The following is a 25,472-nucleotide window of genomic DNA, read 5'->3' on the forward strand; positions in this document are numbered from 1 at the left end:
GCCGGGCACCTTCCTGGAACTCATCCGCGGGTAACCCACCGTTCGCCGCGCCCGCCCCGGGCCGCCTTTATTTCGGGCAAACAGGGTTCTGCCGGGACTCTCAGGGCACGCTCAGCCGGCTCTCATGTGCGCGCTCCACGCTGGTCCCATGACCGAGAGCTTCCGCCGCAGCGGCGAGTATCCCCAGTCCCCCGACGGCCCCACCGGTACCCCCGGCCCCGCACCGCAGCACCCGCCGTACGCCGGGAGCGCGTACCCGGCCCCGCCGTCGTACGAGCCCGTGGGCCTGGCTCCGGGACGGACGGTGTGGCCGGCGGGCGGCCACGGCGGGGACAGTGGTCACGGCGGCGGGCACACTGCCCAGTTCGCGGTCCACGGGCCCGAGCTGCCGCCGGCGCCCAGGAAGCGCAAGCGGCTGCGCGGGCCGCTCGGGCTGCTCGCGGCCGTGGCGGTCGCGGCGGCGGCCGTCGGCGGCGGCACCGCGTACGCCTTCCAGGAGCTGAGCGGCTCGGACACCACCGCCTCCAGCGCCACCAGCACCAACGTGGTGCCCAGCAGCCAGAAGGGCACCGTCTCCGGCGTCGCCACGGCGGTCAGCCCCTCGATCGTCGAGGTCAACGCGGCACTGTCGGCCGGCTCCTCCACCGGCTCCGGTGTCGTCCTCACCGGCGACGGCGAGATCCTCACCAACAACCACGTCGTCTCCGGCGCCACCTCCATCAAGGTGCGCACGAGCGACGGCAAGACGTACACCGCCGAGGTCGTCGGCACCGACGCCAAGAAGGACCTCGCGCTGATCAAGCTGAAGAACGCCTCGGGGCTGAAGGCCGCCACGCTCGGCGACTCCTCCGGCGTCAAGGTAGGCGACCAGGTCGTCGCGATCGGCTCGCCGGAGGGCCTGACCGGCACCGTCACCAGCGGCATCGTCTCCGCCCTCGACCGCGACGTCACCGTCTCCACCGACGAGGGCCGGCAACAACAGCAGCAGGGCGGCGGCAGCGGCCAGTGGCCCTTCGAGTTCGGCGGCCAGGAGTTCAACGGCGACACCGGCTCGTCCACCACGACGTACAAGGCGCTCCAGACCGACGCGTCCCTCAACCCCGGCAACTCCGGCGGCGCCCTCATCGACATGAACGGCAACGTCATCGGCATCAACTCCGCGATGTACTCGGCCGGTTCGGACTCCTCGTCCTCCTCGTCGAGCGCCGGCAGCGTCGGCCTCGGCTTCGCCATCCCGGTCGACACCGTCAAGGCCGACCTCGCCGAGCTGCGCGCCGGAGGCACCGACAACTGAACCGGTCCCGCCCGCCCCACCCCTGGAGGCACCACCTACGCGGCCGTAGCGCCGCCGTGCGAGGCTGAAGACCGGCCCCGCCCGCACCCACTGCCGAAGGAAGCGCAGCCCATGAGCCCCGCCGAAGGCGACCGCGACCCGCACCGCATCCTCATCGTCGACGACGAGCCGGCGGTGCGGGAGGCACTCCAGCGCTCCCTCGCCTTCGAGGGCTACGACACCGAGGTCGCCGTCGACGGCGCCGACGCGCTGGAGAAAGCGGCCGCGCACCAGCCGGACCTGGTCGTCCTGGACATCCAGATGCCGCGCATGGACGGCCTGACCGCGGCCCGCCGGCTGCGCGCCATCGGCTCCACCACCCCGATCCTCATGCTCACCGCCCGCGACACCGTCGGGGACCGGGTCACCGGGCTCGACGCGGGCGCCGACGACTACCTGGTCAAGCCGTTCGAGCTGGACGAGCTGTTCGCCCGGGTCCGCGCGCTGCTGCGGCGCAGCGGGTACGCGTCCGCGGCGGTCGCCGGGACCGACGGCTCCGACGTGCTCGCCTTCGCCGACCTGCGCATGGACCTGGCGACCCGGGAGGTCACGCGGGGCGCGCGCACGGTGGAGCTGACCCGGACCGAGTTCACGCTCCTGGAGATGTTCCTGGCCCACCCGCGCCAGGTCCTCACGCGCGAGCAGATCCTCAAGGCGGTGTGGGGCTTCGACTTCGAGCCGTCGTCCAACTCGCTCGACGTGTACGTGATGTACCTGCGGCGCAAGACGGAGGCCGGCGGCGAGCCGCGGCTCGTGCACACGGTGCGGGGCGTGGGGTACGTGCTGCGCTCCGGCGGGGCGGAATGAACCGGGTGCTGCGCAGGCTGCGCGGACTGCCGCTGCGGTCGCGGCTCGCGCTGCTGGTCGCTGTCGCGGTGGCGGCGGCGGTGGCCGCGGTGGCGGTGACGTGCTGGTTCCTGACGCGGGCGCAGCTGATGACGCAGCTGAACGAGGACCTGAAGCAGCAGGTCGGTTCGGTGAAGCCGAGCCAGGTGCTCTCCATCGCGAGCAACTGCCAGAGCGGCGGACCGGCCGGCGAGCACGCCCTGCCGGGCCCGACGATCCAGGTCATCACCTCCGACGGTCAGATCTGCACGTCCCCGGGCGACACCGCGATCCCGGTCCAGCCCGCGGACCGGGAGGTGGCCCACGGCACCCGGGACTCGGCGCTGCACACCACGGACGACGCGGACGGCAAGGCCATGCGCGTCTTCACGGTCCAGATCTACCGCGAGCCCGGCATCCGGTACGAGAACACCGCGGTGTCGATCGCCAGCCCGCTGGCCGAGGTCACCGAGCCCCTCACCACCCTCGCCTGGGTCCTCCTCCTCGTCGGCGGTATCGGCGTCCTGGGTGCCACCGCCGCCGGCCTGTGGATCGCCCGGACCGGGCTGCGCCCCGTCGACCAGCTCACCGAGACCGTCGAACACGTGGCCAGGACCGAGGATCTGACCGTCCGCATCCCGGTCGAGGGCGACGACGAGATCGCCCGGCTCTCCGCGTCGTTCAACTCGATGACGGCGTCCCTCGCCTCCTCCCGCGAGCTGCAACAGCAGCTCATCGCCGACGCCGGTCACGAGCTGCGCACGCCCCTGACCTCGATGCGGACCAACATCGAACTGCTCACCCGCAGCGAGGAGACGGGCCGCGCCATCCCCCCGGACGACCGCAAGGCGCTGATGGCGTCGGTCAAGGCGCAGATGATCGAGCTGGCCGCGCTCATCGGCGACCTCCAGGAGCTGTCGCGCACCGGGCTGGCCGGGAGCGACGGCCCGCTCAAGGTCGTCTCCCTGCACGAGACCGTCCGTACCGCCATCGAACGCGCCCGGCTGCGCGGCCCCGAGCTGGCCATCGACGCCGAGCTGGCCCCCTGGTACGTCCGCGCGGAACCGGCGGCGCTGGAGCGGGCCATCGTCAACCTGCTCGACAACGCGGTGAAGTTCAGCCCGCGCAAGGGCCGGATCGAGGTGGCGCTGATGCGCGGGACGCTCACCGTGCGCGACCATGGCCCCGGCATCCCGGCCGACGAACTCCCGTACGTCTTCGACCGGTTCTGGCGGTCGCCGACCGCCCGCGCGCTGCCCGGCTCGGGACTCGGCCTGTCCATCGTGGCCCGGACCGTGGAGGCGAGCGGCGGCGAGGTGGCGCTGGCGGCGGCGGACGGCGGCGGCACGGTCGCCACGGTGCGGCTGCCCGGCGCGCCCACCCCGCCACCGGACCTCCCCTGACCGGGTCCGTCTCCCCTCGGCCGCGGGCGCTCAGCGGCCCACGGACAGGCCGGCCCCCGACAGCTCCACGCGGATCCCGTCCTTCGCCACGCGCACGTCACGCAGCCGTACGTAGCCGGCGTCGCCCGGCAGTTCCGGCAGCCGGAAGGCGAGGGAGAGGCGGTCGGCGAGTGCGGGGCGGGTCAGCTCGGTGAGGCCGTGGAGCAGGGCCGGGTCCAGGCCGAGCTTCTTCAGGAGCCAGGGGTGGTCGAGGGCGATGTCGATGAGGTTCGTCCGCATGAGGCCCCGCACGAAACGGGGCGTACCGGTCACCTCGCTCACCTTCTTCTCGCCGCGCAGCGCCTGCCGGACGGCCGCGCCGGGGACGCCGGCGCGGTGCACGAGCGCGGGGATCGCCAGCAGCCGCTTCGCCTGGTCGCTCTCCTCGGTGATCCGCCGCACCGAGGCGGCGGTCAGGTGCAGGCCCTCGGCGGGCCGGGTGCCGGGCCGGTAGGTGGCCAGGCCGCCGAGGTCCAGGCGCATGCCGTCGATGTCGGTGGCGACGCCGGAGGCGCCCAGGCGCCGGAGTGTGGCGTCGGCCCGCACCTTCACCTCGTGGCCGGCGACCGGCAGGGTGCCGCGGGCCAGCACCCGGTCGCGGCCGTGGCCGGTGAAGGTGACCTGGGAGGCGCCCAGCTCCCGGTTCAGGTCCGCGAAGCTGAGCAGGACCTCGCCGCGCACCGCGTCGACGCGGGCGCCGCTGATGCCGGTGAGCCCCGAGCCCTCGATGCGGACGTCGTGCGCGGTGGCCGAGACCTCGGCGAGGGTGACGCGGTCGGCGGCGACGTCCGGGACCGTGACCTTCATCTCGTCCACCCGGCGGTCCGCGAGCTGGGTGAGGAAGGGGAAGCCCGCGATGTCGACCTCGGGCGCCGCGGTCAGCTTCAGCTCCTTCTTGAGCTGCTGCGCGGCGCGGTGCTCGGCGTACAGGACGGCCCAGCGGTCGGCGAGGGTGAGGAACGCGGTGAGGACGAGGATCGCGACCACGCCCTTGACCAGCAACGGGAGTCCGGCGAAGCGGGTGCGGCGGCGGCTGCGCCCGTGGTGGGGCGGCAGCCACGCGTCGCCGGGGTCGTCCGCGGCCGGCGGCCGCCCGCGCGGGACGTCGTCGAGCGGGTGGTCCGCAAGGGCGGCCAACTCCTCGTACGGATCACGGGCGTTGGCTATGCGGTGGGGGGTACGCATCGGGTGATTCCACCACACACCCCCGCCCGCCGGGCAAACCCGTCCGTGCAGCACGACGGGTGGCCCACGGTCCACCGTAGGCCACCCGCATGTACGTGCTGTTTCCGGTCGGCTTCAGCGCCGGTTCGTCGCTACTTCACGACCGTGATCCGGTCGGCCTTCGGGGGCGCGACCGGGTCGGCGGCCGAGGAGTTGGCGGTCAGGTAGTCGTTGAACGCCTTCAGGTCGTCCGCGCCGACCAGCGGGTTCTTGCCCTGCCCGAGCGCCGTGAAGCCGTCGCCGCCGCCCGCGAGGAAGGAGTTCATCGCGACCCGGTAGGTGGCCGCCGGGTCGATCGCCGCGCCGTTCAGCCGGATCGAGTCCGTGACGACCCGCGCCGCGCCCGACTTGGTCATGTCGAGCGTGTACGTCAGCCCGGCCGACGGCTGGAGGATCTTCGGGGATGCCTCGTTCGGGCCGCTGACCTGCTGCTGCAACGCCTGGACGAGCTGGGCGCCGGTGAGGTCGACGAGGTTGACCGTGTTGCTGAAGGGCTGCACGGTGAACGCCTCGCCGTACGTCACCACCCCGTCGCCCTCGCCGCCGCTCGCCTTGTACACGAGGTCGGAGCGGACCCCGCCCGGGTTCATCAGGGCCACGCTCGCCTTCGGGTCCAGGGTTTTGGCGTGCGCGAGCTGGGCGTCCGCGATGAGGTCGCCGAGCGGCTCCTCCGGCGTACCGGCGCCGCGGCCCGGGATGTCGCCGGAGATGTAGCCGACGGCCCGGCTCGCCACGGGCGCCGCGAGCTTGTTCCACCGGCCGATCAGCGCGGTCATGTCGGCCGCCTTGGGCTGGGTGCGCGCGACGACGTGGTTGGCCGAGACGGGCGCCTTCGGGCCGCCCTTGTGCGGCGCGCCGGACTTCACGGCCGTGCGGACGACGTCCTTGGTGCGGCGGTCGTAGGTCAGCGTGGTGTCCGTGTAGAGCTTGCCGTAGGAGGACGCGGACGTGACCAGGCGCGGGGTGCCGGACGGGTCCGGGATCGTGCACACGTAGGCGTTGTGCGTGTGGCCGGTGACGAGCGCGTCGACCTTCGGGGAGATGCCCTTGGCGATGGAGACGATCGGGCCGGAGATCCCGGCGCCCGCGCCGCCCGCGTCACAGTCGTAGTTGTAGGCGGAGGAGGCCGGCACCCCGCCCTCGTGGATGAGGGCGACGATCGACTTCACGCCCTGCTTGTCGAGGATCTTCGCGTACTTGTTGACGGTCTCGATCTCGTCGTGGAACTTCAGGCCCTTGACGCCCTCGGCCGAGACGATGTCCGGCGTGCCCTCCAGCGTGACGCCGATGAAGCCGACCTTCACGCCGTGCTGCTTCCACACCCAGTAGGGCGCGAGGATCGGCTTGCCGGTCTTCTCGTCCGTCACGTTGGCCGCGAGGTAGGGGTAGTCGGCGCCCTGGAAGGTGCGGCCGTCCTCGTAGCAGCCGTCCTTGGGATGGCAGCCGCCGTTCTGTATGCGGCCCAGTTCGGTGGCGCCCTCGTCGAACTCGTGGTTGCCCACGCCGGTGACGTCCAGGTCGAGCTTGTTCATCGCCTCGACGGTCGGCTCGTCATGGAAGAGGCCCGACAGCAGTGGGCTCGCCCCGATCAGGTCGCCGGCCGCCGCCGTGACGCTGTACGGGTGGCCCTTGCGGGCGGTGCGCAAGGAGGTGGCCAGGTACTCCACGCCGCCCGCGTCGACCTGCTTCGTCGTGCCGTCCGGCTGCACCTCGCCGACCTGCCCGGACGAGCCGGCCGGCGGCTCCAGGTTCCCGTGCAGGTCGTTGAAGGACAGCAGCTGTACGTCCTGGTAGCGGCTCTGCCCGTGGTGGCTGCCGCCGTGTCCGCTCCCGTGTCCGCCGTGCGCGGCGCTCGCGGGCAGCGCGGCCATCAGCGCGCCGGCGGTGGCGAGCGTGGCGACGGCGCCGAGCGCGGCCTTGGCGCGCCGGCGGAGCGGCCGAGGTGCTGGTCTGCGTCCCTGTGGCGTGACGGGCATACGTGCGTCCCCCTGGTACCGGAAGGTGGCTGCTGCGATGACAGCCGGAAGCCTAAGGTCAACGCGCGTAGCGCAACAGGGGGTTGCCGGTTACGAGCTGGTTGCCGCCGGGCGGCGCACCGTGCGCCGTACCCTCGTCTGCATGACCACGGACCCCTCACCCACCAGCGATGCGGCCCTCTCGGGACGCCGGATCGACACCCTTTCGTCCCTGACCGACGCGCAGGCCGACGCCGTGCTCGCGCTGCTGGCCGAGGCCGCCCGCACCGACGGACAGCAGGCCGTGTCGGAGCAGGGGCGGCTCCAGCTGCGCGGCGGGGAGCGCGACGGCGTGCACCACCTGCTGCTGACGGCCGGCGGGGAGCTGCTCGGGTACGCGCAGCTGGAGGACACCGACCCGGTCGAGGCGCCCGCCGCCGAGCTGGTGGTGCACCCCGCGCACCGGGGCCGCGGGCACGGGCGGGCGCTCGGCTCGGCGCTGCTGGCCGCCTCCGGGAAGCGGCTGCGGGTGTGGGCGCACGGCGGGCACGGCGCGGCGCGCCACCTCGCGCAGGTCCTGGGTCTGTCCCTGTTCCGGGAGCTGCGCCAGATGCGCCGGTCCCTGACCGATCTCGACCTGCCCGACCCGGTGCTGCCCGCGGGGGTCCGCATCCGCACCTTCGTCCCCGGCCAGGACGACGCGGGCTGGCTCGCGGTGAACGCGGCGGCGTTCGCGCACCACCCCGAGCAGGGCTCCCTCACCCAGCGCGACCTGGACGCCCGGATGGCCGAGCCGTGGTTCGATCCGTCCGGGTTCTTCCTCGCCTTCAAGAACGACGAGCTGGTCGGCTTCCACTGGACGAAGGTGCACGCCGAGGAGGGGCTCGGCGAGGTGTACGTGGTGGGGGTCGCCCCGGGCAACCAGGGCGGCGGGCTCGGCAAGGCGCTGACCACGACGGGCCTGCGCCACCTGGCCGCGGCCGGGCTGCCGACCGCGATGCTCTACGTCGACGCCGACAACGCGGCGGCCGTGCGCGTGTACGAGCGGCTCGGCTTCCGCACCCACGAGACGGATCTGATGTACCGAACCGAGTCCTGACCTGCGGGTTCGTGGCCTCCACGGACCGGCCGGGAAAGCCGAGGGGGCGGTGTCGCTTGACGCCGCCCCCTCTCTTGCATCACCCTTTCACTACTTGATTAGTGAAAGGGGGTAGGGCCAGTGGGCGAGCGGGAGTACGTGATCGAGTTCCGGATCGACCGCAACAGCGGCGTCGCCACCTACCTGCAGATCGTCCACCAGACCGAGCAGGCCCTGCGGATGGGCATGCTCGAACCGGGCGACAAGCTGCCCACCGCCCGGGAAGTGGTCGAGGCGACCGCCATCAACCCGAACACCGTGCTCAAGGCGTACCGGGAGCTGGAGCGCGCGGGACTCGTCGAGGCCCGCCGGGGCCTGGGCACGTTCGTCCGCAGATCGCTCGGCTCGGCGCCGGCCGACTCGCCGCTCCGCGCGGAGCTGGACGACTGGGCGAGACGGGCCAAGGAGACCGGGCTCGACCGCGAGGACGTGGCGGCCCTGTTCAGCAGCGCCCTGGCAGCGCATTTCAGCACCACCGACAAGGGGACCCCATGAGCACGGCCATCGAGGCGACCGGCCTCGTCAAGCGGTACGGACGGTTCGCCGGCGCCGCCCTCGACGACTGCTCGTTCCGGCTGCCCACCGGCCGCATCAGCGCCCTCGTCGGGCCCAACGGGGCGGGCAAGTCCACCCTGCTGGCGATCGCCGCGGGCCTGCTGCGGCAGACGTCCGGGCGGCTCGACGTGCTGGGCGGCGCCCCCGGCGAGCACCGCGCGAAGGTCTCCTACCTCTCACAGGACAAGCCGCTCTACCCCCAGCTGTCCGTCGCCGACACGCTGCGCATGGGCGCCGAGCTGAACCCCGGCCGCTGGGACGCCGCGTACGCGCAGAAGATCGTCGACCAGGGCGGCCTGGACCACACGGCCCGGGTCCGCGCGCTCTCCGGCGGCCAGCGCACCCGCGTCGCACTCGCCCTGGCCCTGGGCAAGCGGCCCGAGCTGATGCTCCTGGACGAGCCGATGGCCGACCTGGACCCGCTCGCCCGGCACGAGCTGATGGGCACACTCATGGCGGACGCCGCCGAGCACGGCACGACCGTGCTGATGTCCTCGCACATCGTGGCCGAGCTGGCCGACGCCTGCGACCACCTGCTGCTCCTCGGCGGTGGCCGGATCCGGCTGGGCGGCGGCATCGACGACCTGCTCCGCGCGCACAAACTGGTCACCGGCCGCGGCGACCTCGGCGGGCACACGGTCGTCGAGTCCCGCGCCTCGGGCCGCGGCATCACCGCCCTGGTCCGCCACGACGGACCGCTCGGCGCCGACTGGCAGGTGCAGGAGCCCTCCCTGGAGGAGCTGCTCCTCGCGCACCTGCGCTCCCCCGACGCCCCGGCCCTGCTCACTCCGGGCACCACGGCCCGCTCGGCCGGTCCGGCGGTGACCGCATGAGCGCCCCCGTCATCGAACAGCGGCGGACGGCTCCGGTGCGACGCACCTTCCCCGGCCCGGACGGCCTGGTGTGGACGGTGCTGCGCCTGCACCGCACGGCCCTGTGGCTGTGGCTCGCCTACGTCGTGATCAGCCTCGCCACCCTGCTCTACCTGTGGGGGCCCGGCTCCTCGGACGCCCGGGAGGCGTTCGACGCGTTCGGCTACACCGGGGCGCAGGAGACCGCCTTTCGCGGGCTGTCCGCCACCCTGCCCTTCACCGGCTCCTTCGACGCCGTCTTCTACCATCCGCTGACGCTGACCCGGATCGCCGCGGTCGCCGTCGCCCTGTTCGCCGCGGGCCCGCTCATCGCCCGCGAACTGGAGTCCGGCACGGCCCGGCTGGCGTGGACCCAGTCCGTCACCCCGGCCCGCTGGCTCACCGTGAAGCTGGCCGTGCCCGCCGTGCTCATCACCCTCGGCACCGGCCTGGTCGTCGCCGCGTACCAGCTGGTGTGGAAGGCACGCGGCCACCTCCTGGTCGCCGGCATCGGCCCGCGCGACGTCGCCTTCTCCGTCGGCCTGGCCACGGTGGCGAACGCGCTGTTCGGCCTGGCGCTCGGCGTGCTCGTCGCCCTGCTGGTGCGCCGCACCCTGCCCGCGCTCGCCCTCGCCGGGATCGGCCAGTACCTGGCGGGCGCCCTGCGCGGCAACTCCTGGCCGTTCCAGGGGCGGTACCAGCAGCCCGAGCTGCCCGTCCACAGCAAGGCGATCACCTCCAGCGGCGCGGAGATCAGCGACCCCGGCTGCTACCAGGACCTGAAGTGCCTCGCCCGGCACCACGTCACCGGCTTCACCCGGGAGTACCTGCCCTCCCCCGACTACTGGCCCCGCCAGCTCACCGAGACGGGCATCCTGCTCGGCCTGACCGTCCTCGCCGTCGTCGCCGCCTTCCTCGTCCTGCGCCGCCACCAGCCGCGCCGCCCCGCGCGCACCCCGAAGTCCGCGCCCGTCACGAAGGGGGCCACCGCATGAGCCTCGCCCTCACCCGCCCCAAGGGCCTCACCTGGACGGTGCTGCGCCTGCACCGCGTCGCCCTGTGGCTCTGGCTCGCCTACGTCGTCATCACGGCCGGCATGCTGCTGTGGCTGTGGGGACCGGGGACGGACGGCCTGGTCCCCAGCGGCCACTGCGTCACCGGCTGCACCGCCGAAGGGCCGACCGCGGCCACGTACCACGAGGCCCTGAGCGTCATCGACGCCACTGTGACCGGCATGCCGTTCCTCGTGGCGCTCTTCGCGGGAGGCGTGCTGATCGGGCGCGAACTGGAGCGCGGCACCGCCCAGTTGGCGTGGACCCAGTCCCTCTCCCCCGCCCGCTGGCTGCTCACCAAGCTGACCGTACCCGCGCTGCTCCTCACCCTCGGCACCGCGCTCCTGGTGACGCTGCGCCACGCGGTGGCCGCGCGCGGACCCGGGCTCAGCGAGAACCAGTGGTACGCCGGCGCCTACGACGCCCTCGGCCCCACCGCGGTGGCCATGCCCCTGCTGGCCCTGGCCTGCGGTGCGCTCGCGGCGCTGCTCCAGCGCAAGCTGGTGCCCGCGGCGGCCCTCGGCGCGGTACTGACGCTGACCCTGGCGTTCTGCGTGCAACTGCTCCACCCGCACCTGTGGTCCACGAAGACGGTCTACGGCTCGCTCGCCCACGGCTACCGGGGTTATCGGGGCGAGGGCGTCTCCGAGGGCGCCGTCACCTCCACCGGTGCGCACATCCCCGACCCGATCTGCGTCGACGACAAGCAGTGCCTGACCGACCACGATGTGACCGGCTACTACAGCACCTTCCACCCGGCCGCACACTTCTGGCCCCTCCAACTGACGGAGACGGCGGTGCTGTTGGCCCTGACCGCGGCGGTCACGTACGCGACGTTCCACCTCCTGCACCGCAGAACGGCCCCGTAGGGGCCGCGGAGAACGGCGCGAGCCCCCCACACCCCCACCCCGCCCGTCCGCGCCCCGTAAGGGGCGCAGGGAACTGCGCGAGCACCCCCACCATCCGGCAGCCGCCCACCGGACACGGCCCCACGGCGCCGGAGCGGGCCTCACCCCGAACCCCGCCGCACCCGCCGCCCCCCACCCGCACCCCGGGACGTCATGTCGCCGTAACCAACGATTCAGAACGGCTTGCGACGCTCACGGAATGCAGCCGCCCGCGCCCGACCCCTCGAAGGCCCCGCAGGAGACCGCCCCGCAAGACACCGCCCCCCAAGCGGAGCACACCCCGCCGGGGCCCGTCCCGCGCAACCGGCTCCACCTCGCCCCCGCGCTCTCCGATCTGCCCAGCGCGCCCGGGACGGCCCGCACGCGGAAGAATGGGGCCATGAGCCAGCCGAACGCCGCACAGGACCCGTCCGTACCCGCGCCGCCGGCACCGTCGGCCCCGCACCCCCAGCCGTCCGTGGGCTCACTCGCCGCGCACCGCCCGCAGCCCGTGGCGGGCAAGGACTACGAGCGCAGCGCGGTCAAGCTCGCCGGGATCGTCGCCGACATCGACGCGGACCCCGACGACTACGAGGACGAGTACGCGGCCCGGGCGGACGCCGAGCTGCCCCAGGGACGGTTCCTGGACCGCGAGCGCAGCTGGCTGGCGTTCAACGAACGGGTCCTGGAGCTGGCCGAGGACCCCGACACCCCGCTCCTGGAGCGCGCGAACTTCCTGGCGATCTTCGCCTCGAACCTCGACGAGTTCTTCATGGTCCGGGTGGCCGGGCTCAAGCGCCGCATCGCGACCGGCGTCGCCACCCGCTCGGCCTCGGGGCTGCAGCCGCGCGAGGTCCTGGAGCTGATCTGGAACCGGTCCCGCGAGCTCATGGCCCGCCACGCCGCCTGCTACCAGGACGACGTCGCCCCGGCCCTGGCCGACGAGGGCATCCACGTCGTGCGCTGGCCCGAGCTGACCGAGAAGGAGCAGGCCCGGCTCTACACGCTGTTCATGCAGCAGATCTTCCCGGTCCTCACCCCGCTCGCCGTCGACCCCGTCCACCCCTTCCCGTACATATCGGGGCTCTCCCTCAACCTCGCGGTCGTCGTCAGCAACCCCGTCTCCGGCCACCGCCACTTCGCCCGCGTCAAGGTCCCGCCCCTGCTCTCCCGCTTCCTGGAGGCCTCCCCGCAGCGCTACGTCCCCATCGAGGACGTCATCGCCGCCCCCCGCCACCTGGCCGAGCTGTTCCCCGGCATGACGGTCGAGGAGCACCACATGTTCCGCCTCACCCGCAACGAGGACCTGGAGGTGGAGGAGGACGACACCGAGAACCTGCTCCAGGCCCTGGAGAAGGAGCTGATGCGGCGCCGCTTCGGCCCCCCGGTGCGCCTGGAGGTGGAGGAGACCACCGACTCCGAGGTGCTGAGCCTGCTCGTACGCGAGCTGAAGATCAGCGAGGCGGAGGTCTACCCGCTGCCGGGCCCCCTCGACCTCACCGGCCTGTTCGCCCTGGCCGGCCTGGACCGGCCCGAGCTGAAGTACCCGAAGTTCGTGGCCGGCACCCACCGCGACCTCGCCGAGGTCGAATCGTCCTCGGCCCCCGACGTCTTCGCCGCCGTCCGCAGCCACGACGTCCTGCTGCACCACCCGTACGACAGCTTCTCCACCTCCGTGCAGGCCTTCCTGGAACAGGCGGCCAACGACCCGGACGTGCTCGCCATCAAGCAGACGCTGTACCGCACCTCCGGCGACTCCCCGATCGTGGACGCCCTGATAGACGCCGCGGAGGCCGGCAAGCAGGTCCTCGTCCTGGTGGAGATCAAGGCCCGCTTCGACGAGCAGGCCAACATCAAGTGGGCCCGCAAACTGGAGGAGGCCGGCTGCCACGTCGTCTACGGGCTCGTCGGCCTGAAGACGCACTGCAAGCTCTCGCTCGTCGTGCGCCAGGAAGGCGACCAGCTGGTCCGCTACTCGCACGTCGGCACCGGCAACTACCACCCCAAGACCGCCCGGCTCTACGAGGACCTGGGGCTGCTCACCGCCAACCAGGAGGTGGGAGCCGACCTCTCCGACCTCTTCAACCGGCTCTCCGGCTACTCGCGCCGCGCGACCTACCGCCGCCTCCTCGTCGCCCCCAAGTCCCTGCGCACGGGCCTGGTCACGCGGATCGAGAAGGAGGTCCAGCACCACCGCGCGGGCCGCCCGGCCCACGTCCGCATCAAGGTCAACTCGATGGTCGACGAGGCCGTCATCGACGCCCTGTACCGGGCGTCGCAGGCCGGCGTCCCGGTGGACGTGTGGGTGCGCGGCATCTGCGCGGTGCGCCCCGGCGTCACGGGCCTGTCCGAGAACATCCGGGTCCGCTCGGTCCTCGGCCGCTTCCTGGAGCACTCCCGGGTCTTCGCCTTCGGCAACGGCGGCGAACCCGAGGTGTGGATCGGCAGCGCCGACATGATGCACCGCAACCTCGACCGCCGCATCGAGGCCCTGGTCCGCGTCGAGGACCCGGCCCACCGCGCGGCCCTCAGCAGGCTGCTCGAAACGGGGATGTCCGACACCACCGCCTCCTGGCACCTGGGTGCGGACGGCGAGTGGACCCGGCACGCGCTCGACGCGGACGGACGCCCCCTGCGGAACGTACAGGAGATGCTCATAGACGCCCGGAGGCGCAGGCGTGGCACCGCAACACCTTGATCCCGGCCCGGCCCACACCGCGGACTCCGTCCTCGCGTGCTACCTGCGGGCCCAGGCGACCGAGTTCCTGCGCGCGCTGCGCCAGCACGCGGAGAGCGGCGCGGCGCAGGAGACGGCCGGCGCCGCCCGCGCCCTGCGCCGCGCCGCGCGCCGCATCAGCGGCACGCTGCACACGTTCCGCCCGCTCCTGGACGCCGACTGGTCCGACGGGCTCCGCCCGGAGCTGGCCTGGCTCTCCGGCACGCTGGCCCTGGAGCACGCGTACGCGGACCGGCTGCAGCGGCTGAACGAGGCGCTGCACCGGCTCACCGCCGTCCACCACCGCACCGCGGGGAACGGGGCCCGGCCGCCCGGGCCCCCCGCCCCCCGGGACGAGCACGCGGCACCCCCCGCGCGCGAGACCCTCACGCTCGGCGCCGCCAAGGCGGCCGCCCTGCTCGACCGGCAGCTGACCCTCGCCAAGACGCGGGCCCACAGCAGTGCCCTGAGCGCGCTCGGCTCGTCCCGGTTCCACGCGGTCGCCGACAGCGTCGCCGTGCTGGCCAGCGAGGTCCCGCTGCACGGCGCGGCGCTGGAGCTGAAGAAGCCGGCCACCGCCGCCGAGACCCGGCTGACCGAGGCGGTCGCCGCCCTGCACCACAGCGGCCACCCCTACAACCCGGACGCCGACACCCCCTGGCACCACGTACGCCTGCTGCTGCGCCTGCACCGCTACGCCCAGGAGGTACTGGCCGACGGCCCCGCCGCCGGCCCGCGCCTGAAGGAGAACGAGGCGGCACACGCCCTGAACGCCCACCGCGACGCCGCCGAGGCCGCCGCCGCGGCCGCCCAGGCGGCCCGCACCCCGCGCATCGCCCCGGCGACGGCGTACGCCCTGGGCGTGCTCCACGCCGACCAGCGCCATCAGGTGGAGGCGGCCCGGATCGCGTTCCGCCAGGCATGGCACCGCGAGACGGTGGGAACCCCGTGACCGTGCGCGACGACGAGACGACCACGATCCGCGCGGCCGGCTGCGTCCTGTGGCGCCGGGCCCCGGGCGGCGACGGCCTGGAGATCTGCCTGGTCCACCGGCCTGAATACGATGACTGGTCGCACCCAAAAGGCAAGCTGAAGCGCGGCGAGACCGCCTTGGCGGGCGCCTTGCGCGAGGTACGGGAGGAAACCGGCCAGGAGTGCGTCCCGGGCGCAACCCTGCCCACGGCCCGTTATGTCGTCAGCGGCCGCCCCAAGACGGTCGCGTACTGGGCGGCGGAGGCGGCCTCGGGCACTTTCACGCCGAGCGACGAGGTCGACCGCGTCCGGTGGCTGGCGCCGGACGCGGCCCGCGCCCGGCTGACCGAGCCCCGCGACCGCACGCTCGTCGACGCTCTCCTGGCCGCCCTGCACAGCGACCTGACGTAATCGCTCCGTGACCTAACCACACCGCCCGCTTAGGTTCACCCTCCGTTCACTCACGGCCATCGGTCACTTCACCTGATCTGCCTAATTTCAGCCGTAGACGGTGCGCCCCCGCCCCGCGGGACCGCCCGACCGTTCACTGAGACATCCGCAGACTTCGCACGCCGCCACAGACGATCCACGAGGCCGGCGGCTCCTGGAAGGAACATCCGAAGGTGAAGCTTCAGCGCAAGAACCGGCTCCGCGCCCTCTCTCTCGGCGCTCTCGCCGTCTCCGGCGCCCTGGCCCTCACGGCGTGCGGCTCGGACGACACCAACGACACCGGTGGTGGCGGCGCCAGCTCCTCGGCCAAGGCCGGCAACATCAAGTGCGACGACGCCAAGGGCCAGCTCCTGGGCATCGGTTCCTCGGCCCAGGCCAACGCGATCGACGCCTGGCGCCAGGCCTACGCGCAGGCCTGCTCCGGCGTGCAGATCAACTACAAGCCGGACGGGTCGGGCGCCGGTGTCACCGCCTTCAACCAGGGCCAGGTCGCCTTCGCCGGCTCCGACTCGGCGCTCAAGCCCGAAGAGGTCACCGCCTCCAAGAAGGTCTGCAAGAGCGGCCAGGGCATCGACCTGCCGATGGTCGGCGGCCCGATCGCCGTCGCGTACAACGTCTCGGGCGTCGACAACCTCGTCCTGGACGGGCCGACCCTCGCCAAGATCTTCGACTCGAAGATCACGAAGTGGAACGACCCGGCGATCGCGAAGCTCAACCCCGACGCGAAGCTGCCGTCGACCAAGATCCAGGCGTACCACCGCTCGGACGAGTCCGGCACCACGGACAACTTCACCAAGTACCTGAAGGCCACCGCCGCGAGCGACTGGAAGTACGAGGGCGGCAAGGCCTGGCAGGCCAAGGGCGGCCAGTCCGCGCAGGGCTCCTCCGGCCTGGCCCAGCAGGTCAAGCAGACCGACGGCGCCATCTCCTACTTCGAGCTGTCCTACGCCAAGGACGGCGTGAAGACGGTCGACATCGACACCGGCGCCTCCGCCCCGGTCAAGGCCACCACCGAGAACGCCTCCAAGGCGATCGCCGACGCCAAGGTCATCGGCAGCGGCAAGGACCTCGCCCTGGAGCTGAACTACGCGACCAAGGCCGACGGCGCCTACCCGATCACCCTGGTCACGTACGAGATCGTCTGCGACAAGGGCAACAAGGCGGACACCCTGGCCGCCACCAAGTCCTTCCTGACCTACACGGCCTCCGAAGAGGGCCAGGCCGCCCTCGCCGACCTGGGCTACGCCCCGATCCCCACGGAGATCAACACCAAGGTCCGCGAGACCGTCGCCAGCATCAGCTGACCCGCGTGCGGGCCGCCCGGACCGTCGAGGACCGGCCGGCCCGCACCGTCCGGTGCACCGCCGCCAGAAGCCCCGTACGCGACCGCAGCGAGCGGCAGAGGGCTTCGCAGACCGGAGAACCCCATGGACCTCACCACGCAATCACCCGCGCCGCCGGCGCCCGCCGACCACCCCACCCCAGCCCAGCAGAAGGCCGCCGCCCGCGGCGCCACCCGCCCCGGTGACCGGGTCTTCCTCGGTCTCTCCCGCGGTTCGGGCATCCTGCTCCTGGTGATCATGGCCGCGATCGCGGTCTTCCTCACCTACCGCGCCTCGCTGGTCCTGTCGAAGAACGAGGGCAACTTCCTCACCACCTTCGAGTGGAACGCCACCGCGGACCCGCCCGTCTTCGGCATCGCCGTCCTCGCCTTCGGCACGGTCGTGACCTCGGTCATCGCCATGCTGATAGCCGTCCCGGTCGCCGTCGGCATCGCCCTCTTCATCACGCACTACGCGCCGAAGAAGCTGAGCGGCACCATCGCCTACGTCATCGACCTGCTGGCCGCCGTGCCGTCGATCGTGTACGGCCTGTGGGGCGCCCTCTTCCTGGTGCCGCACATGACCGGCACGTTCAGCTGGCTCGACGACTACTTCGGCTGGACCGGGATCTTCTCCTGGCAGGGCGGCGCCCCGCGCACCCTGCTCACCGTCGGCATCCTGCTGGCGATCATGATCCTGCCGATCATCACGAACGTCTCCCGCGAGGTCTTCCGGCAGGCCCCCCTGATGCACCAGGAGGCGGCCCTCGCCCTCGGCGCCACCCGCTGGGAGGTCATCCGCATGTCGGTGATCCCCTTCGGCCGCTCCGGTGTGATCTCCGCGTCGATGCTCGGCCTCGGCCGCGCGCTCGGCGAGACGATGGCCGTCGCCACGGTCCTCTCCCCCGACTTCCTGATCCACGCCAGCCTGCTCGACCCGGGCGGCGGCACCTTCGCGCAGAACATCGCCGCGAAGTTCTCCGAGGCCAACGACCAGGGCCGCGACGCCCTCATCGCCTCCGGCCTGGTCCTGTTCGTCATCACGTTGCTGGTCAACGGCGCGGCCCGCATGATCATCGCCCGCCGCAAGGAGTACTCGGGGGCCAACGCATGAGCCACGCGACGCAACCCGCGCCCGCACCCGCGCAGCGCCCCTCCTCCCTGAGCGCCGCCCGCCTGCCGCGCTGGTCGCCCTGGGCCATCGCGCTGGGTTCGGTCGCCGCCGGCTGCGCGATCGGCCTCGGCGCCGGCCTCAGCAGCCGCATCCAGTGGGGCCTGATCGCCGCCCTGCTCTTCGTCCTGATCACCTACGGCCTCGCCGCCAAGGTCGAGGGCCGGCGCCAGGCCAAGGACCGGACCGCGACCAGCGTCGTCTGGGTCGCCTTCATCCTGGCCGTGCTGCCGCTGGCCTCCCTCGTCTACGAGACGGTCCGGCGCGGCATCAAGGTCCTGGACCCGTACTTCCTGTCGCACTCGATGGGCTTCGTCACCGCCTACCAGCCCGGCGGCGGCATCTACCACGCGATCCTCGGCACCCTGGAGCAGGTCGGCCTGGCCACCGCGATCTCGGTCCCGATCGGTCTGCTGACCGCGATCTACCTGGTGGAGTACGGCCGCGGCAAGCTCGCCAAGGCCGTCACCTTCTTCGTCGACGTCATGACGGGCATCCCGTCGATCGTCGCGGGCCTGTTCGTCCTCAGCTTCTGGATCCTGATCCTCGGCTTCGGCTTCTCCGGCTTCGCCGGTTCGATGGCCCTGTCGATCCTGATGATCCCGGTCGTGGTCCGCTCCACCGAGGAGATGCTCAAGCTCGTCCCGAACGAGCTGCGCGAGGCCTCCCTCGCGCTCGGCATCCCGAAGTGGCGCACCATCCTCAAGGTCGTCCTGCCGACGTCGATCGGCGGCATCATGACCGGCGTGATGCTGGCGGTCGCCCGTATCGCGGGCGAGACGGCCCCGGTCCTGCTGCTGGTCTTCGGCAACCCGCTGATCAACGGCAACCCCTTCGACGGCCCGCAGGCCTCGCTGCCGCTCTACATCTACCAGCAGTACGCGAGCAGCGGCGGCAGCGAGGCGGCGTACGACCGCGCCTGGGCCGCGGCCCTGGTCCTCATCGCCTTCATCATGATCCTGAATCTCGTGGCCCGCGGCGTCGCCCGCTGGAAGGCCCCGAAGTCCGGTCGCTGACGCGGCCCTACGTAGCGACGCATCGGAAGTGAACTGAAACCATGGCCAAGCGAATCGACGTCAGCGGACTGACCGCGTACTACGGCTCCCACAAGGCGATCGACGACATCTCGATGACCGTCGAGCCCCGTTCGGTGACGGCCTTCATCGGCCCCTCCGGCTGCGGCAAGTCGACCTTCCTGCGCACGCTCAACCGCATGCACGAGGTCACCCCCGGCGGCCGCGTCGAGGGCAAGGTGCTCCTGGACGACGAGGACCTGTACGGCAGCCACATCGACCCGGTGGCCGTGCGCCGCACCGTCGGCATGGTCTTCCAGCGCCCCAACCCCTTCCCCACGATGTCGATCTTCGACAACGTGGCGGCGGGCCTGAAGCTCAACGGCTCGTACCGCAAGTCCGAGCTGCACGACGTCGTGGAGAAGTCCCTCAAGGGCGCCAACCTCTGGAACGAGGTCAAGGACCGCCTGAACAAGCCGGGCTCGGGCCTCTCCGGCGGCCAGCAGCAGCGGCTGTGCATCGCCCGCGCCATCGCGGTCGAGCCCGACGTGCTGCTGATGGACGAGCCCTGCTCGGCGCTCGACCCGATCTCGACCCTCGCCATCGAGGACCTGATCGGCGAGCTGAAGGAACGCTTCACGATCGTCATCGTGACGCACAACATGCAGCAGGCGGCCCGCGTCTCGGACCGCACCGCCTTCTTCAACCTCGCGGCGGTCGGCCAGCCCGGCAAGCTCGTCGAGATCGACGAGACGGAACGGATCTTCTCCAACCCGTCGGTCCAGGCCACGGAGGACTACATCTCCGGCCGCTTCGGCTAGGGGCTCGCCGCCTTTCACCCGGACTCCTCGTGGCGCTGCATGGCGGTGCCGCCACGAGGCCCGAGAGCCCGCCCCCGGTAGGGGGGCGGGCTCTCTCTTCCTTCCCTACGGGGCCGGACGACAGTCCCGCCTATGGGGCGCGGGGAACTGCGCGAGCAACCACGACGAAAGCCGCAGACGCATCTGCTCATGTCACGAGCAGATGCGTCTGCGGCTTTTCTATGGCTGAGCGCGCGGTTCCCCGCGCCCCTGAGGGGGCTTAAGCGAAGGCCAGCCAGACGATGCCGTAACTGGCCGCAGCGACGAGCGCCGCGGCGGGCATCGTGATGAACCACCCCACCACGATGTTCTTGGCGACCCCCCACCGAACGGCGTTGACCCGCTTGGTCGCCCCGACACCCATGATCGCCGAGGTGATGACGTGCGTGGTCGAGATCGGCGCGTGGAACAGGAACGCCGAGCCGAACATGATCGAGGCCCCGGTCGTCTCCGCGGCGAACCCCTGCGGCGGGTCCAGCTCGATGATCTTGCGCCCCAGGGTCCGCATGATCCGCCAGCCACCCGCGTACGTGCCCAGCGACAGCATCACGGCACAGACGATCTTGACCCAGACCGGGATCGGGTCCTCGTAGCTCTCGTGGCCGCCGATGACGAGCGCCATGACCACGATGCCCATCGTCTTCTGCGCGTCCTGGAGACCGTGGCCGAGCGCCATGCCCGCCGCCGAGACGGTCTGCGCGATCCGGAAACCGCGCTTGGCCTTGTGCGGGTTGGAACGCCGGAAGAGCCACATGATGAGCGTCATCACGAGGTAGCCGACGACGAGACCGATCACCGGCGACGTGAACATCGGGATGACGATCTTGTCGAGCACGCCGGACCAGTACACGGTCGTGCCCCCGGCCATCGCCGCGCCGACCATGCCGCCGAACAAGGCGTGCGAGGACGACGAGGGCAGCCCGAAGTACCAGGTGATGAGGTTCCAGACGATCGCGCCGGCCAGCGCCGCGAAGAGGATGCTCATCCCCTTCTGGCCCTCGGGCGTCGCGATGATGCCCTCACTGACCGTCTTGGCGACCCCGCTGCCGAGGAAGGCACCGGCGAGGTTCATCACCGCGGCCATGGCCAGCGCCGCACGTGGCGTCAGCGCGCGCGTGGAGACGGAGGTGGCGATGGCGTTCGCCGAGTCGTGGAAGCCGTTCGTGTATGTGAATCCGAGCGCGACGCCGATCGTCACGATCAGGGTGAAGGTGTCCATGAGCCGGCCTCAGGACTCCTTCACGGCGATGGTCTCCACCGTGTTGGCCACGTGCTCGAAGGCGTCGGCCGCCTCTTCCAGCACATCGACGATCTGCTTCAGCTTCAGGACTTCCATGGCGTCGTACTTGCCGTTGAAGAGCTGGGCCAGCAGCTTGCGGTGGATCTGGTCGGCCTGGTTCTCCAGCCGGTTGACCTCGATCCAGTACTCGGTGAGGTTCGCCATCGTGCGCAGGTTCGGCATGGCCTCCGCGGTCAGTTCGGCCGCCCGGGCGAGCACCTCGATCTGCTGCTCGACGCCCTTGGGGAGCTCCTCGACCTGGTAGAGGACGACCAGGTCGACGGCCTCCTCCATGAAGTCCATGATGTCGTCGAGGCACGACGCGAGGTTGTAGATGTCCTCGCGGTCGAACGGCGTGATGAAGGAGGAGTTGAGTTGGTGGAAGATCGCGTGGGTGGCGTCGTCACCGGCGTGTTCGGCTGCCCGCATCCGCTCCGCGATCTCGGCCCGGGCGGAGGAATCCGCCCCGAGCAGTTCCATCAGGAGCTTCGAGCCCGTGACGATGTTGTCCGCTGACGCGGCGAACATGTCGTAGAAGCTCGTCTCCCTGGGGGTCAGACGAAAACGCACGTGGGGTCCTCGGGGTGCTCTGGATATGGGTCAGGCTGATGCTAGGCGCATCATCCGGCCACGGCTAACCGGCGTTCCCCCAGTGTCGCCCATCGGGCACAGTTCTCGGCACGGGGTCCCGCGAACCGGCCGGACCCGCGCAAAGTCCGGTATCCTATACCCTCCGGGGGTATCTGGGACCAGGACGGAACCAGCACCGGGTACCTCGACAAGGATCCGCTACGGGAGGTCGGAGACGATGACGACGGACGCGAGCCGGACGCCGGCGCCCACCCCCGGGGACCCCGGGATCGTGACCGACCACGACCGCGGCATCCACGGCTACCACCACCAGAAGGACGAGCACCTCAAGCGGCTGCGCCGGATCGAGGGCCAGCTCCGCGGCCTGCAGCGGATGGTCGAGGAGGACGTCTACTGCATCGACATACTGACGCAGGTGTCGGCCTCCACGAAGGGGCTCCAGTCCTTCGCGCTCCAGCTCCTCGAGGAGCACCTGCGGCACTGCGTCGCCGATGCCGCGCTCAAGGGCGGCGCCGAGATCGACGCGAAGGTCGAGGAGGCCACGAAGGCGATCGCCCGGCTGCTGCGCACCTGACGGGCTCCACGGGCGGGGGCCGGGCCCGGGGTCCGTCCTCTCAGGTTCGGTCCTCGCCGCTCGAGCCGCCGGGGAGCGCCTCGGCGACGCGCAGTACCTCGTCGATCCGGTCCACGCCGAGCCGTCCCTCCGGGACGGCGGACGCCGCGATGATCAATTCACCGCACAACTCGATCTCGGCGAGGGCGACGTGGTCCTGGACCGCCGTACCTACGGGCGCCACGCTCATCACCTCTTCCAGCCATCGTCGGTCGGCTTCCCAGGGTAGGGAGCGTCGTACGGACCGCGCATGGCACGGAAGAACCATTTCCGGCTCCGTCAGGACCCCGGGGGCAGCGCCTTCTCGGCGACCTCACCCGCGAAGATGTCCTTCTTGCGCGGCAGCCGGACCCCGGCCGGCTCCCCGAACCCGTACAGCAGCGTCGTCGACGCCACCGCAATGTCCTTCTTCTCCTGCGCGTTGGCGAAGCTGAAGCGGTGGCGGATCTTGCGGATCAGCCCGTCGTCGTCCAGGTACACGTCGAACGGCACCGGCTTCCTGGCGAACCCTTTCGCCGCCGCGGCGAGCGCCTGCCTGGTCCCCGCGGACGCGGCCCGCGCCGCCACCGCCACGTCGACCGTCCCCGTGTAGTGCCGGGTGCGCACCCCCGCCAGGTCGCTCTCGCCCGCGTACGACACCCCGCGGGCCCCGCGCAGCAGTTCGGCCGCGGCGAGCGGATCGGTGGCGCCGCCCGTGACGAGGTTGCCGTCCGTCAGCGACGCGGTCGCCACCCGCACCCACTTGTCGGCGGGCACCCCGGCGCCCCGGTTCTTCATGAAGAGCGCGCCGGGCGAGAGGAGTTCGGTGATCGGCCGGTGCTCCTGCGCGCCGGCCGCGTCCTGCGGCAGCCGCACCGTCAGCTTCCCGACGCCCTTGCGGTAGTCGTAGACGCCGGTGCCCCGGATGGTGACCCGGGTGCCGCCGCTCGCCATCTCCATCGACGTGCTCGCCTGTGAACTGCCCTCGCGGACCAGCCGGTCGGCGGCCCGGCGCACGGCATGGGCCGGATCGGCGCCCTGGTCGCCCGCCTCGGCCCCGCCGCAGCCGGCGCAGCAGGCCATGAGGCCCGCCGCGGCCACGGCTGCCACCGCTCGTCCTGCCGGGCGCCTGTGGTGCACCACCATCGCTTGTCTACCCCCAAGCCCGTCCGTGCGTATGCGGCCCCGCTCTGCCCGGTTAACGACGAGTAGGGTCGACCGTCACGCGAACAGGGGGTTCACGTCCACCCGTTACCGTGGCCCGGTGGCACAGCAGCATGAGCACGCGACGACGGTCATGGAAGCGGGCCGGTTCTGCCTGGCCCGGTGCACGTGCGGCTGGCGCGGCCCGGCGCGCCGGGCCCGCAGCAAGGCCCGCTCGGACGCGGAGGACCACGTGCGGGCCGGCTGAGGCGCCGCGGGAACCCCTGGCACCCGGATCACGTCTCGTCTCCGTAGGAAGCGACGTGACCCGGGAAATCAACCGGTGACCCAGGGGAGACAAGCATGCAGCGGCGTACGTTCATATCGGCCTCGGGGGCCGCGCTCACCGCGGGCCTGGCCTCCGCCTGCTCCAGCGGGGACAAGCCCTCCCCGGGCCCCGCCGCCTCCTCCTCGGCGCCGGTCCGCTCCACGAGCGCGAGCGCCGCCCCGGCGGTCCGCGCCGCGGCGAACCTGGACGCGCTCGCCAAGGACCTCGACGGCTCCCTGGTCCGCCCCGGCCAGTCCGCGTGGCCCGCCGCCCACCAGCTCTACAACACGCGCTACGACGGCCTGAAGCCGAGCGCGGTCGCCTACGTCACCGGCCCCGACGACCTGCGCACCGCCCTCGCCTTCGCCCGCGCCCGCAAGGTCCCCGTCGCCATCCGCAACGGCGGCCACTCGTACGCGGGCTGGTCCTCCGGCGACGGACGCCTGATCCTCGACGTCTCCCGCATGAAGGCGGTCCGCGCCTTTGGCGGCGAGGCCGTGGTCGGCGCGGGGGCCAAACTGATCGACGTCTACCGCGGCCTCGCCGCCAAGGGCGTCACGATCCCGGCGGGCTCCTGCCCCACCGTCGGCATATCCGGCCTCACCCTCGGCGGCGGCCACGGCGTGGTCTCCCGCGCCTACGGTCTGACCTGCGACAGCCTCACCCGGGCCACGCTGATCACCGCCGACGGCAAGGAGCTGACCGCCGACGCCACGACGAACAAGGAGCTGTTCTGGGCGCTGCGCGGCGCCGGAAACGGCCAGTTCGGCGTGGTGACCGAGCTGCGCTTCAAGACCCACCCCGCCCCGCAGGGCGTCTCCGCGTACATGACGTGGCCCTGGTCGAAGGCGGCGACGGTGCTCAGGGCCTGGCAGAAGTGGGGCCCGGACCAGCCCGAGGAGATCTGGTCGTCGCTGCACCTCGCGAACGCGGCGGGCGGCCGTCCCACGATCTCCGTCGCCGCCTTCTCGCTCGGCACCTACACCGAGCTGCAGAACGCCGTCGACCGCCTCGCCGACGGCCCCGGCGGCCCGGGCCCGGCCACCTCGGTCTCGCTCAAGCGCCGTTCGTACGAGGAGTCGATGGAGGTCTACGCGGGCTGCTCCGCGTTCTCCTCCGACGCCCAGTGCCATCTGCCGGGCGCCACCCCCGGCCGCTCCCCGCGCGGCGCGCTGCGGCGCGAGACGTACGCGGCGCACTCGGACTTCTTCGACCGCTCGCTCTCGGACGCCGGGGTGCGGGCGCTGCTGCGGCAGCTGGAGACGGTGGCGGCGGGCGCCGGCTCCGTCGCGCTCACCGCGCTCGGCGGCGCGGTCAACCGGGTCGACCCGACGGCCACGGCGTTCGTCCACCGCCGCTCGCGGATGCTCGCGCAGTACATCGTGTCGTGGCAGGCCGGCACCGCCGGGACGACCGCCCGGGACTGGCTGAAAAAGGCCCACACGGCGATGCGCCCGTACGCCTCCGGCGCCGCGTACCAGAACTACACGGACGCGACCCTGCCGGACTGGAAGCGGGCCTACTACGGCGCCGCGGCCGGCCGACTGACGAAGGTGAAGCGCCAGTACGACCCGTCGGGCTTCTTCAGCTTCCCGCAGGCGCTGTAAACCCTCTCCCGGGCCGCCGCCCCCCGGATGGAGCACGCGTCACGCCCCCAAGTGGCCCGCTCCACCGCGCGGGGGTGCGCTGAAGGCATGAACCCTTCGCGCATAGCCGCGGCCGCCGCCACCGCCGCCCTCCTGGCCCTGGGCGCCACCACGGCCGCCGTCCTCGA

The 25,472-nt window shown here is 72.1% G+C and carries 24 protein-coding genes; 18 read left to right on the forward strand and 6 right to left on the reverse strand.

All coding sequences use genetic code 11. From position 1 onward, the window contains the following. The first annotated feature begins 148 nt into the window (after positions 1-148). The 3 genes from ABZY33_RS13490 to ABZY33_RS13500 all read left to right on the forward strand — a co-directional run bounded on the left by ABZY33_RS13490 (position 149) and on the right by ABZY33_RS13500 (position 3,561). Positions 149-1,294, forward strand: a complete 1,146-nt coding sequence (locus ABZY33_RS13490; protein WP_356491684.1) for a trypsin-like peptidase domain-containing protein — start codon at positions 149-151, stop codon at positions 1,292-1,294. A 111-nt stretch (positions 1,295-1,405) separates the two neighbouring features. Continuing rightward, the gene (locus ABZY33_RS13495; RefSeq protein ID WP_356491685.1) at positions 1,406-2,140 is read left to right on the forward strand and encodes a response regulator transcription factor; all 735 of its coding nucleotides are present in this window, start codon (positions 1,406-1,408) and stop codon (positions 2,138-2,140) included. Further along, positions 2,137-3,561, forward strand: coding sequence for a HAMP domain-containing sensor histidine kinase (locus ABZY33_RS13500; RefSeq protein WP_356491686.1), 1,425 nt, complete (start codon positions 2,137-2,139; stop codon positions 3,559-3,561). Before ABZY33_RS13495 ends, ABZY33_RS13500 begins: the two co-directional genes overlap by 4 nt. Positions 3,562-3,591: 30 nt before the next feature. On the opposite strand, the gene ABZY33_RS13505 is transcribed toward ABZY33_RS13500, so the two are convergent. Then, positions 3,592-4,785, reverse strand: coding sequence for a DUF2993 domain-containing protein (locus tag ABZY33_RS13505; RefSeq protein ID WP_356491687.1), 1,194 nt, complete (start codon positions 4,783-4,785; stop codon positions 3,592-3,594). A 131-nt stretch (positions 4,786-4,916) separates the two neighbouring features. Then, positions 4,917-6,800 carry a 5'-nucleotidase C-terminal domain-containing protein gene (locus tag ABZY33_RS13510; protein WP_356491688.1) on the reverse strand — a complete coding sequence of 628 codons (1,884 nt, stop codon included), beginning with the start codon at positions 6,798-6,800 and terminating at the stop codon, positions 4,917-4,919. Positions 6,801-6,942: 142 nt separating this feature from the next. Between ABZY33_RS13510 and mshD the strand changes: the two genes are divergently transcribed. The 12 genes from mshD (at position 6,943) to pstB (ending at position 19,726) form a co-directional block, all read left to right on the forward strand. Then, positions 6,943-7,878: a mycothiol synthase gene (gene mshD, locus ABZY33_RS13515; protein WP_356491689.1), complete on the forward strand. Its 936-nt coding sequence runs from the start codon at positions 6,943-6,945 to the stop codon at positions 7,876-7,878. A gap of 138 nt (positions 7,879-8,016) precedes the next feature. Further along, a complete protein-coding gene (locus ABZY33_RS13520) occupies positions 8,017-8,412 on the forward strand; it encodes a GntR family transcriptional regulator (RefSeq protein WP_356491721.1) in 396 nt (131 codons plus the stop codon). After that, on the forward strand, positions 8,409-9,305 hold the full coding sequence (locus tag ABZY33_RS13525; protein WP_356491690.1) for an ABC transporter ATP-binding protein: 897 nt from the start codon (positions 8,409-8,411) through the stop codon (positions 9,303-9,305). Before ABZY33_RS13520 ends, ABZY33_RS13525 begins: the two co-directional genes overlap by 4 nt. Continuing rightward, a complete protein-coding gene (locus tag ABZY33_RS13530; protein WP_356491691.1) occupies positions 9,302-10,318 on the forward strand; it encodes a hypothetical protein in 1,017 nt (338 codons plus the stop codon). Before ABZY33_RS13525 ends, ABZY33_RS13530 begins: the two co-directional genes overlap by 4 nt. Next, on the forward strand, positions 10,315-11,244 hold the full coding sequence (locus ABZY33_RS13535) for an ABC transporter permease (RefSeq protein ID WP_356491692.1): 930 nt from the start codon (positions 10,315-10,317) through the stop codon (positions 11,242-11,244). Before ABZY33_RS13530 ends, ABZY33_RS13535 begins: the two co-directional genes overlap by 4 nt. A 238-nt stretch (positions 11,245-11,482) precedes the next feature. After that, positions 11,483-13,960 (forward strand): RNA degradosome polyphosphate kinase, encoded by a 2,478-nt coding sequence (locus ABZY33_RS13540; RefSeq protein WP_356491693.1) that lies wholly within the window; start codon positions 11,483-11,485, stop codon positions 13,958-13,960. Further along, positions 13,941-14,930, forward strand: a complete 990-nt coding sequence (locus ABZY33_RS13545; protein WP_356491694.1) for a CHAD domain-containing protein — start codon at positions 13,941-13,943, stop codon at positions 14,928-14,930. Before ABZY33_RS13540 ends, ABZY33_RS13545 begins: the two co-directional genes overlap by 20 nt. After that, positions 14,927-15,361: an NUDIX hydrolase gene (locus ABZY33_RS13550; RefSeq protein WP_356491695.1), complete on the forward strand. Its 435-nt coding sequence runs from the start codon at positions 14,927-14,929 to the stop codon at positions 15,359-15,361. The genes ABZY33_RS13545 and ABZY33_RS13550 overlap by 4 nt, the downstream gene beginning before the upstream one ends. 212 nt (positions 15,362-15,573) lie before the next feature. Then, the gene (gene pstS, locus ABZY33_RS13555; protein WP_356491696.1) at positions 15,574-16,704 is read left to right on the forward strand and encodes a phosphate ABC transporter substrate-binding protein PstS; all 1,131 of its coding nucleotides are present in this window, start codon (positions 15,574-15,576) and stop codon (positions 16,702-16,704) included. 123 nt (positions 16,705-16,827) lie between these two features. Beyond that, positions 16,828-17,835, forward strand: a complete 1,008-nt coding sequence (gene pstC, locus ABZY33_RS13560; protein WP_356491697.1) for a phosphate ABC transporter permease subunit PstC — start codon at positions 16,828-16,830, stop codon at positions 17,833-17,835. Then, positions 17,832-18,908 carry a phosphate ABC transporter permease PstA gene (pstA, locus tag ABZY33_RS13565; RefSeq protein WP_356491698.1) on the forward strand — a complete coding sequence of 359 codons (1,077 nt, stop codon included), beginning with the start codon at positions 17,832-17,834 and terminating at the stop codon, positions 18,906-18,908. The genes pstC and pstA overlap by 4 nt, the downstream gene beginning before the upstream one ends. Before the next feature lie 41 nt (positions 18,909-18,949). Continuing rightward, positions 18,950-19,726, forward strand: a complete 777-nt coding sequence (gene pstB / locus ABZY33_RS13570; RefSeq protein WP_356491699.1) for a phosphate ABC transporter ATP-binding protein PstB — start codon at positions 18,950-18,952, stop codon at positions 19,724-19,726. 259 nt (positions 19,727-19,985) lie between these two features. Here pstB and ABZY33_RS13575 read toward each other — a convergent pair whose 3' ends face one another. Both ABZY33_RS13575 and ABZY33_RS13580 read right to left on the reverse strand, forming a co-directional pair. Continuing rightward, positions 19,986-20,984 carry an inorganic phosphate transporter gene (locus tag ABZY33_RS13575; protein WP_356491700.1) on the reverse strand — a complete coding sequence of 333 codons (999 nt, stop codon included), beginning with the start codon at positions 20,982-20,984 and terminating at the stop codon, positions 19,986-19,988. 9 nt (positions 20,985-20,993) lie between these two features. Further along, positions 20,994-21,614, reverse strand: coding sequence for a DUF47 family protein (locus ABZY33_RS13580; protein WP_356491701.1), 621 nt, complete (start codon positions 21,612-21,614; stop codon positions 20,994-20,996). Between the two features lie 238 nt (positions 21,615-21,852). On the opposite strand from ABZY33_RS13580, the gene ABZY33_RS13585 reads away from it, so the two are divergent. Continuing rightward, positions 21,853-22,209 (forward strand): metal-sensitive transcriptional regulator, encoded by a 357-nt coding sequence (locus ABZY33_RS13585; protein ID WP_356491702.1) that lies wholly within the window; start codon positions 21,853-21,855, stop codon positions 22,207-22,209. Positions 22,210-22,249: 40 nt separating this feature from the next. Here ABZY33_RS13585 and ABZY33_RS13590 read toward each other — a convergent pair whose 3' ends face one another. Further along, the gene (locus tag ABZY33_RS13590; protein ID WP_356491703.1) at positions 22,250-22,438 is read right to left on the reverse strand and encodes a hypothetical protein; all 189 of its coding nucleotides are present in this window, start codon (positions 22,436-22,438) and stop codon (positions 22,250-22,252) included. 89 nt (positions 22,439-22,527) lie between these two features. Next, positions 22,528-23,310 carry a hypothetical protein gene (locus ABZY33_RS13595; RefSeq protein WP_356491722.1) on the reverse strand — a complete coding sequence of 261 codons (783 nt, stop codon included), beginning with the start codon at positions 23,308-23,310 and terminating at the stop codon, positions 22,528-22,530. A 181-nt stretch (positions 23,311-23,491) separates the two neighbouring features. Between ABZY33_RS13595 and ABZY33_RS13600 the strand changes: the two genes are divergently transcribed. Both ABZY33_RS13600 and ABZY33_RS13605 read left to right on the forward strand, forming a co-directional pair. After that, positions 23,492-23,638 (forward strand): hypothetical protein, encoded by a 147-nt coding sequence (locus tag ABZY33_RS13600; RefSeq protein WP_356491723.1) that lies wholly within the window; start codon positions 23,492-23,494, stop codon positions 23,636-23,638. A gap of 95 nt (positions 23,639-23,733) precedes the next feature. Continuing rightward, a complete protein-coding gene (locus tag ABZY33_RS13605; RefSeq protein WP_356491704.1) occupies positions 23,734-25,305 on the forward strand; it encodes an FAD-binding oxidoreductase in 1,572 nt (523 codons plus the stop codon). Positions 25,306-25,472: the final 167 nt, after the last annotated feature.

It is taken from the genome of Streptomyces sp. NPDC006552 (assembly GCF_040611655.1).
Lineage (GTDB): Bacteria > Actinomycetota > Actinomycetes > Streptomycetales > Streptomycetaceae > Streptomyces.

What these genes read in the sequence shown, in the direction of transcription:
- ABZY33_RS13490 (WP_356491684.1), top strand. Translation starts at nt 149, where the DNA reads ATGACCGAGAGCTTCCGCCGCAGCGGCGAGTATCCCCAGTCCCCCGAC.
- ABZY33_RS13495 (WP_356491685.1), top strand. Translation starts at nt 1,406, where the DNA reads ATGAGCCCCGCCGAAGGCGACCGCGACCCGCACCGCATCCTCATCGTC.
- ABZY33_RS13500 (WP_356491686.1), top strand. Translation starts at nt 2,137, where the DNA reads ATGAACCGGGTGCTGCGCAGGCTGCGCGGACTGCCGCTGCGGTCGCGG.
- ABZY33_RS13505 (WP_356491687.1), bottom strand. Translation starts at nt 4,785, where the DNA reads ATGCGTACCCCCCACCGCATAGCCAACGCCCGTGATCCGTACGAGGAG.
- ABZY33_RS13510 (WP_356491688.1), bottom strand. Translation starts at nt 6,800, where the DNA reads ATGCCCGTCACGCCACAGGGACGCAGACCAGCACCTCGGCCGCTCCGC.
- mshD (WP_356491689.1), top strand. Translation starts at nt 6,943, where the DNA reads ATGACCACGGACCCCTCACCCACCAGCGATGCGGCCCTCTCGGGACGC.
- ABZY33_RS13525 (WP_356491690.1), top strand. Translation starts at nt 8,409, where the DNA reads ATGAGCACGGCCATCGAGGCGACCGGCCTCGTCAAGCGGTACGGACGG.
- ABZY33_RS13530 (WP_356491691.1), top strand. Translation starts at nt 9,302, where the DNA reads ATGAGCGCCCCCGTCATCGAACAGCGGCGGACGGCTCCGGTGCGACGC.
- ABZY33_RS13535 (WP_356491692.1), top strand. Translation starts at nt 10,315, where the DNA reads ATGAGCCTCGCCCTCACCCGCCCCAAGGGCCTCACCTGGACGGTGCTG.
- ABZY33_RS13540 (WP_356491693.1), top strand. Translation starts at nt 11,483, where the DNA reads ATGCAGCCGCCCGCGCCCGACCCCTCGAAGGCCCCGCAGGAGACCGCC.
- pstC (WP_356491697.1), top strand. Translation starts at nt 16,828, where the DNA reads ATGGACCTCACCACGCAATCACCCGCGCCGCCGGCGCCCGCCGACCAC.
- pstA (WP_356491698.1), top strand. Translation starts at nt 17,832, where the DNA reads ATGAGCCACGCGACGCAACCCGCGCCCGCACCCGCGCAGCGCCCCTCC.
- pstB (WP_356491699.1), top strand. Translation starts at nt 18,950, where the DNA reads ATGGCCAAGCGAATCGACGTCAGCGGACTGACCGCGTACTACGGCTCC.
- ABZY33_RS13575 (WP_356491700.1), bottom strand. Translation starts at nt 20,984, where the DNA reads ATGGACACCTTCACCCTGATCGTGACGATCGGCGTCGCGCTCGGATTC.
- ABZY33_RS13585 (WP_356491702.1), top strand. Translation starts at nt 21,853, where the DNA reads ATGACGACGGACGCGAGCCGGACGCCGGCGCCCACCCCCGGGGACCCC.
- ABZY33_RS13590 (WP_356491703.1), bottom strand. Translation starts at nt 22,438, where the DNA reads ATGAGCGTGGCGCCCGTAGGTACGGCGGTCCAGGACCACGTCGCCCTC.
- ABZY33_RS13595 (WP_356491722.1), bottom strand. Translation starts at nt 23,310, where the DNA reads ATGGCCTGCTGCGCCGGCTGCGGCGGGGCCGAGGCGGGCGACCAGGGC.
- ABZY33_RS13605 (WP_356491704.1), top strand. Translation starts at nt 23,734, where the DNA reads ATGCAGCGGCGTACGTTCATATCGGCCTCGGGGGCCGCGCTCACCGCG.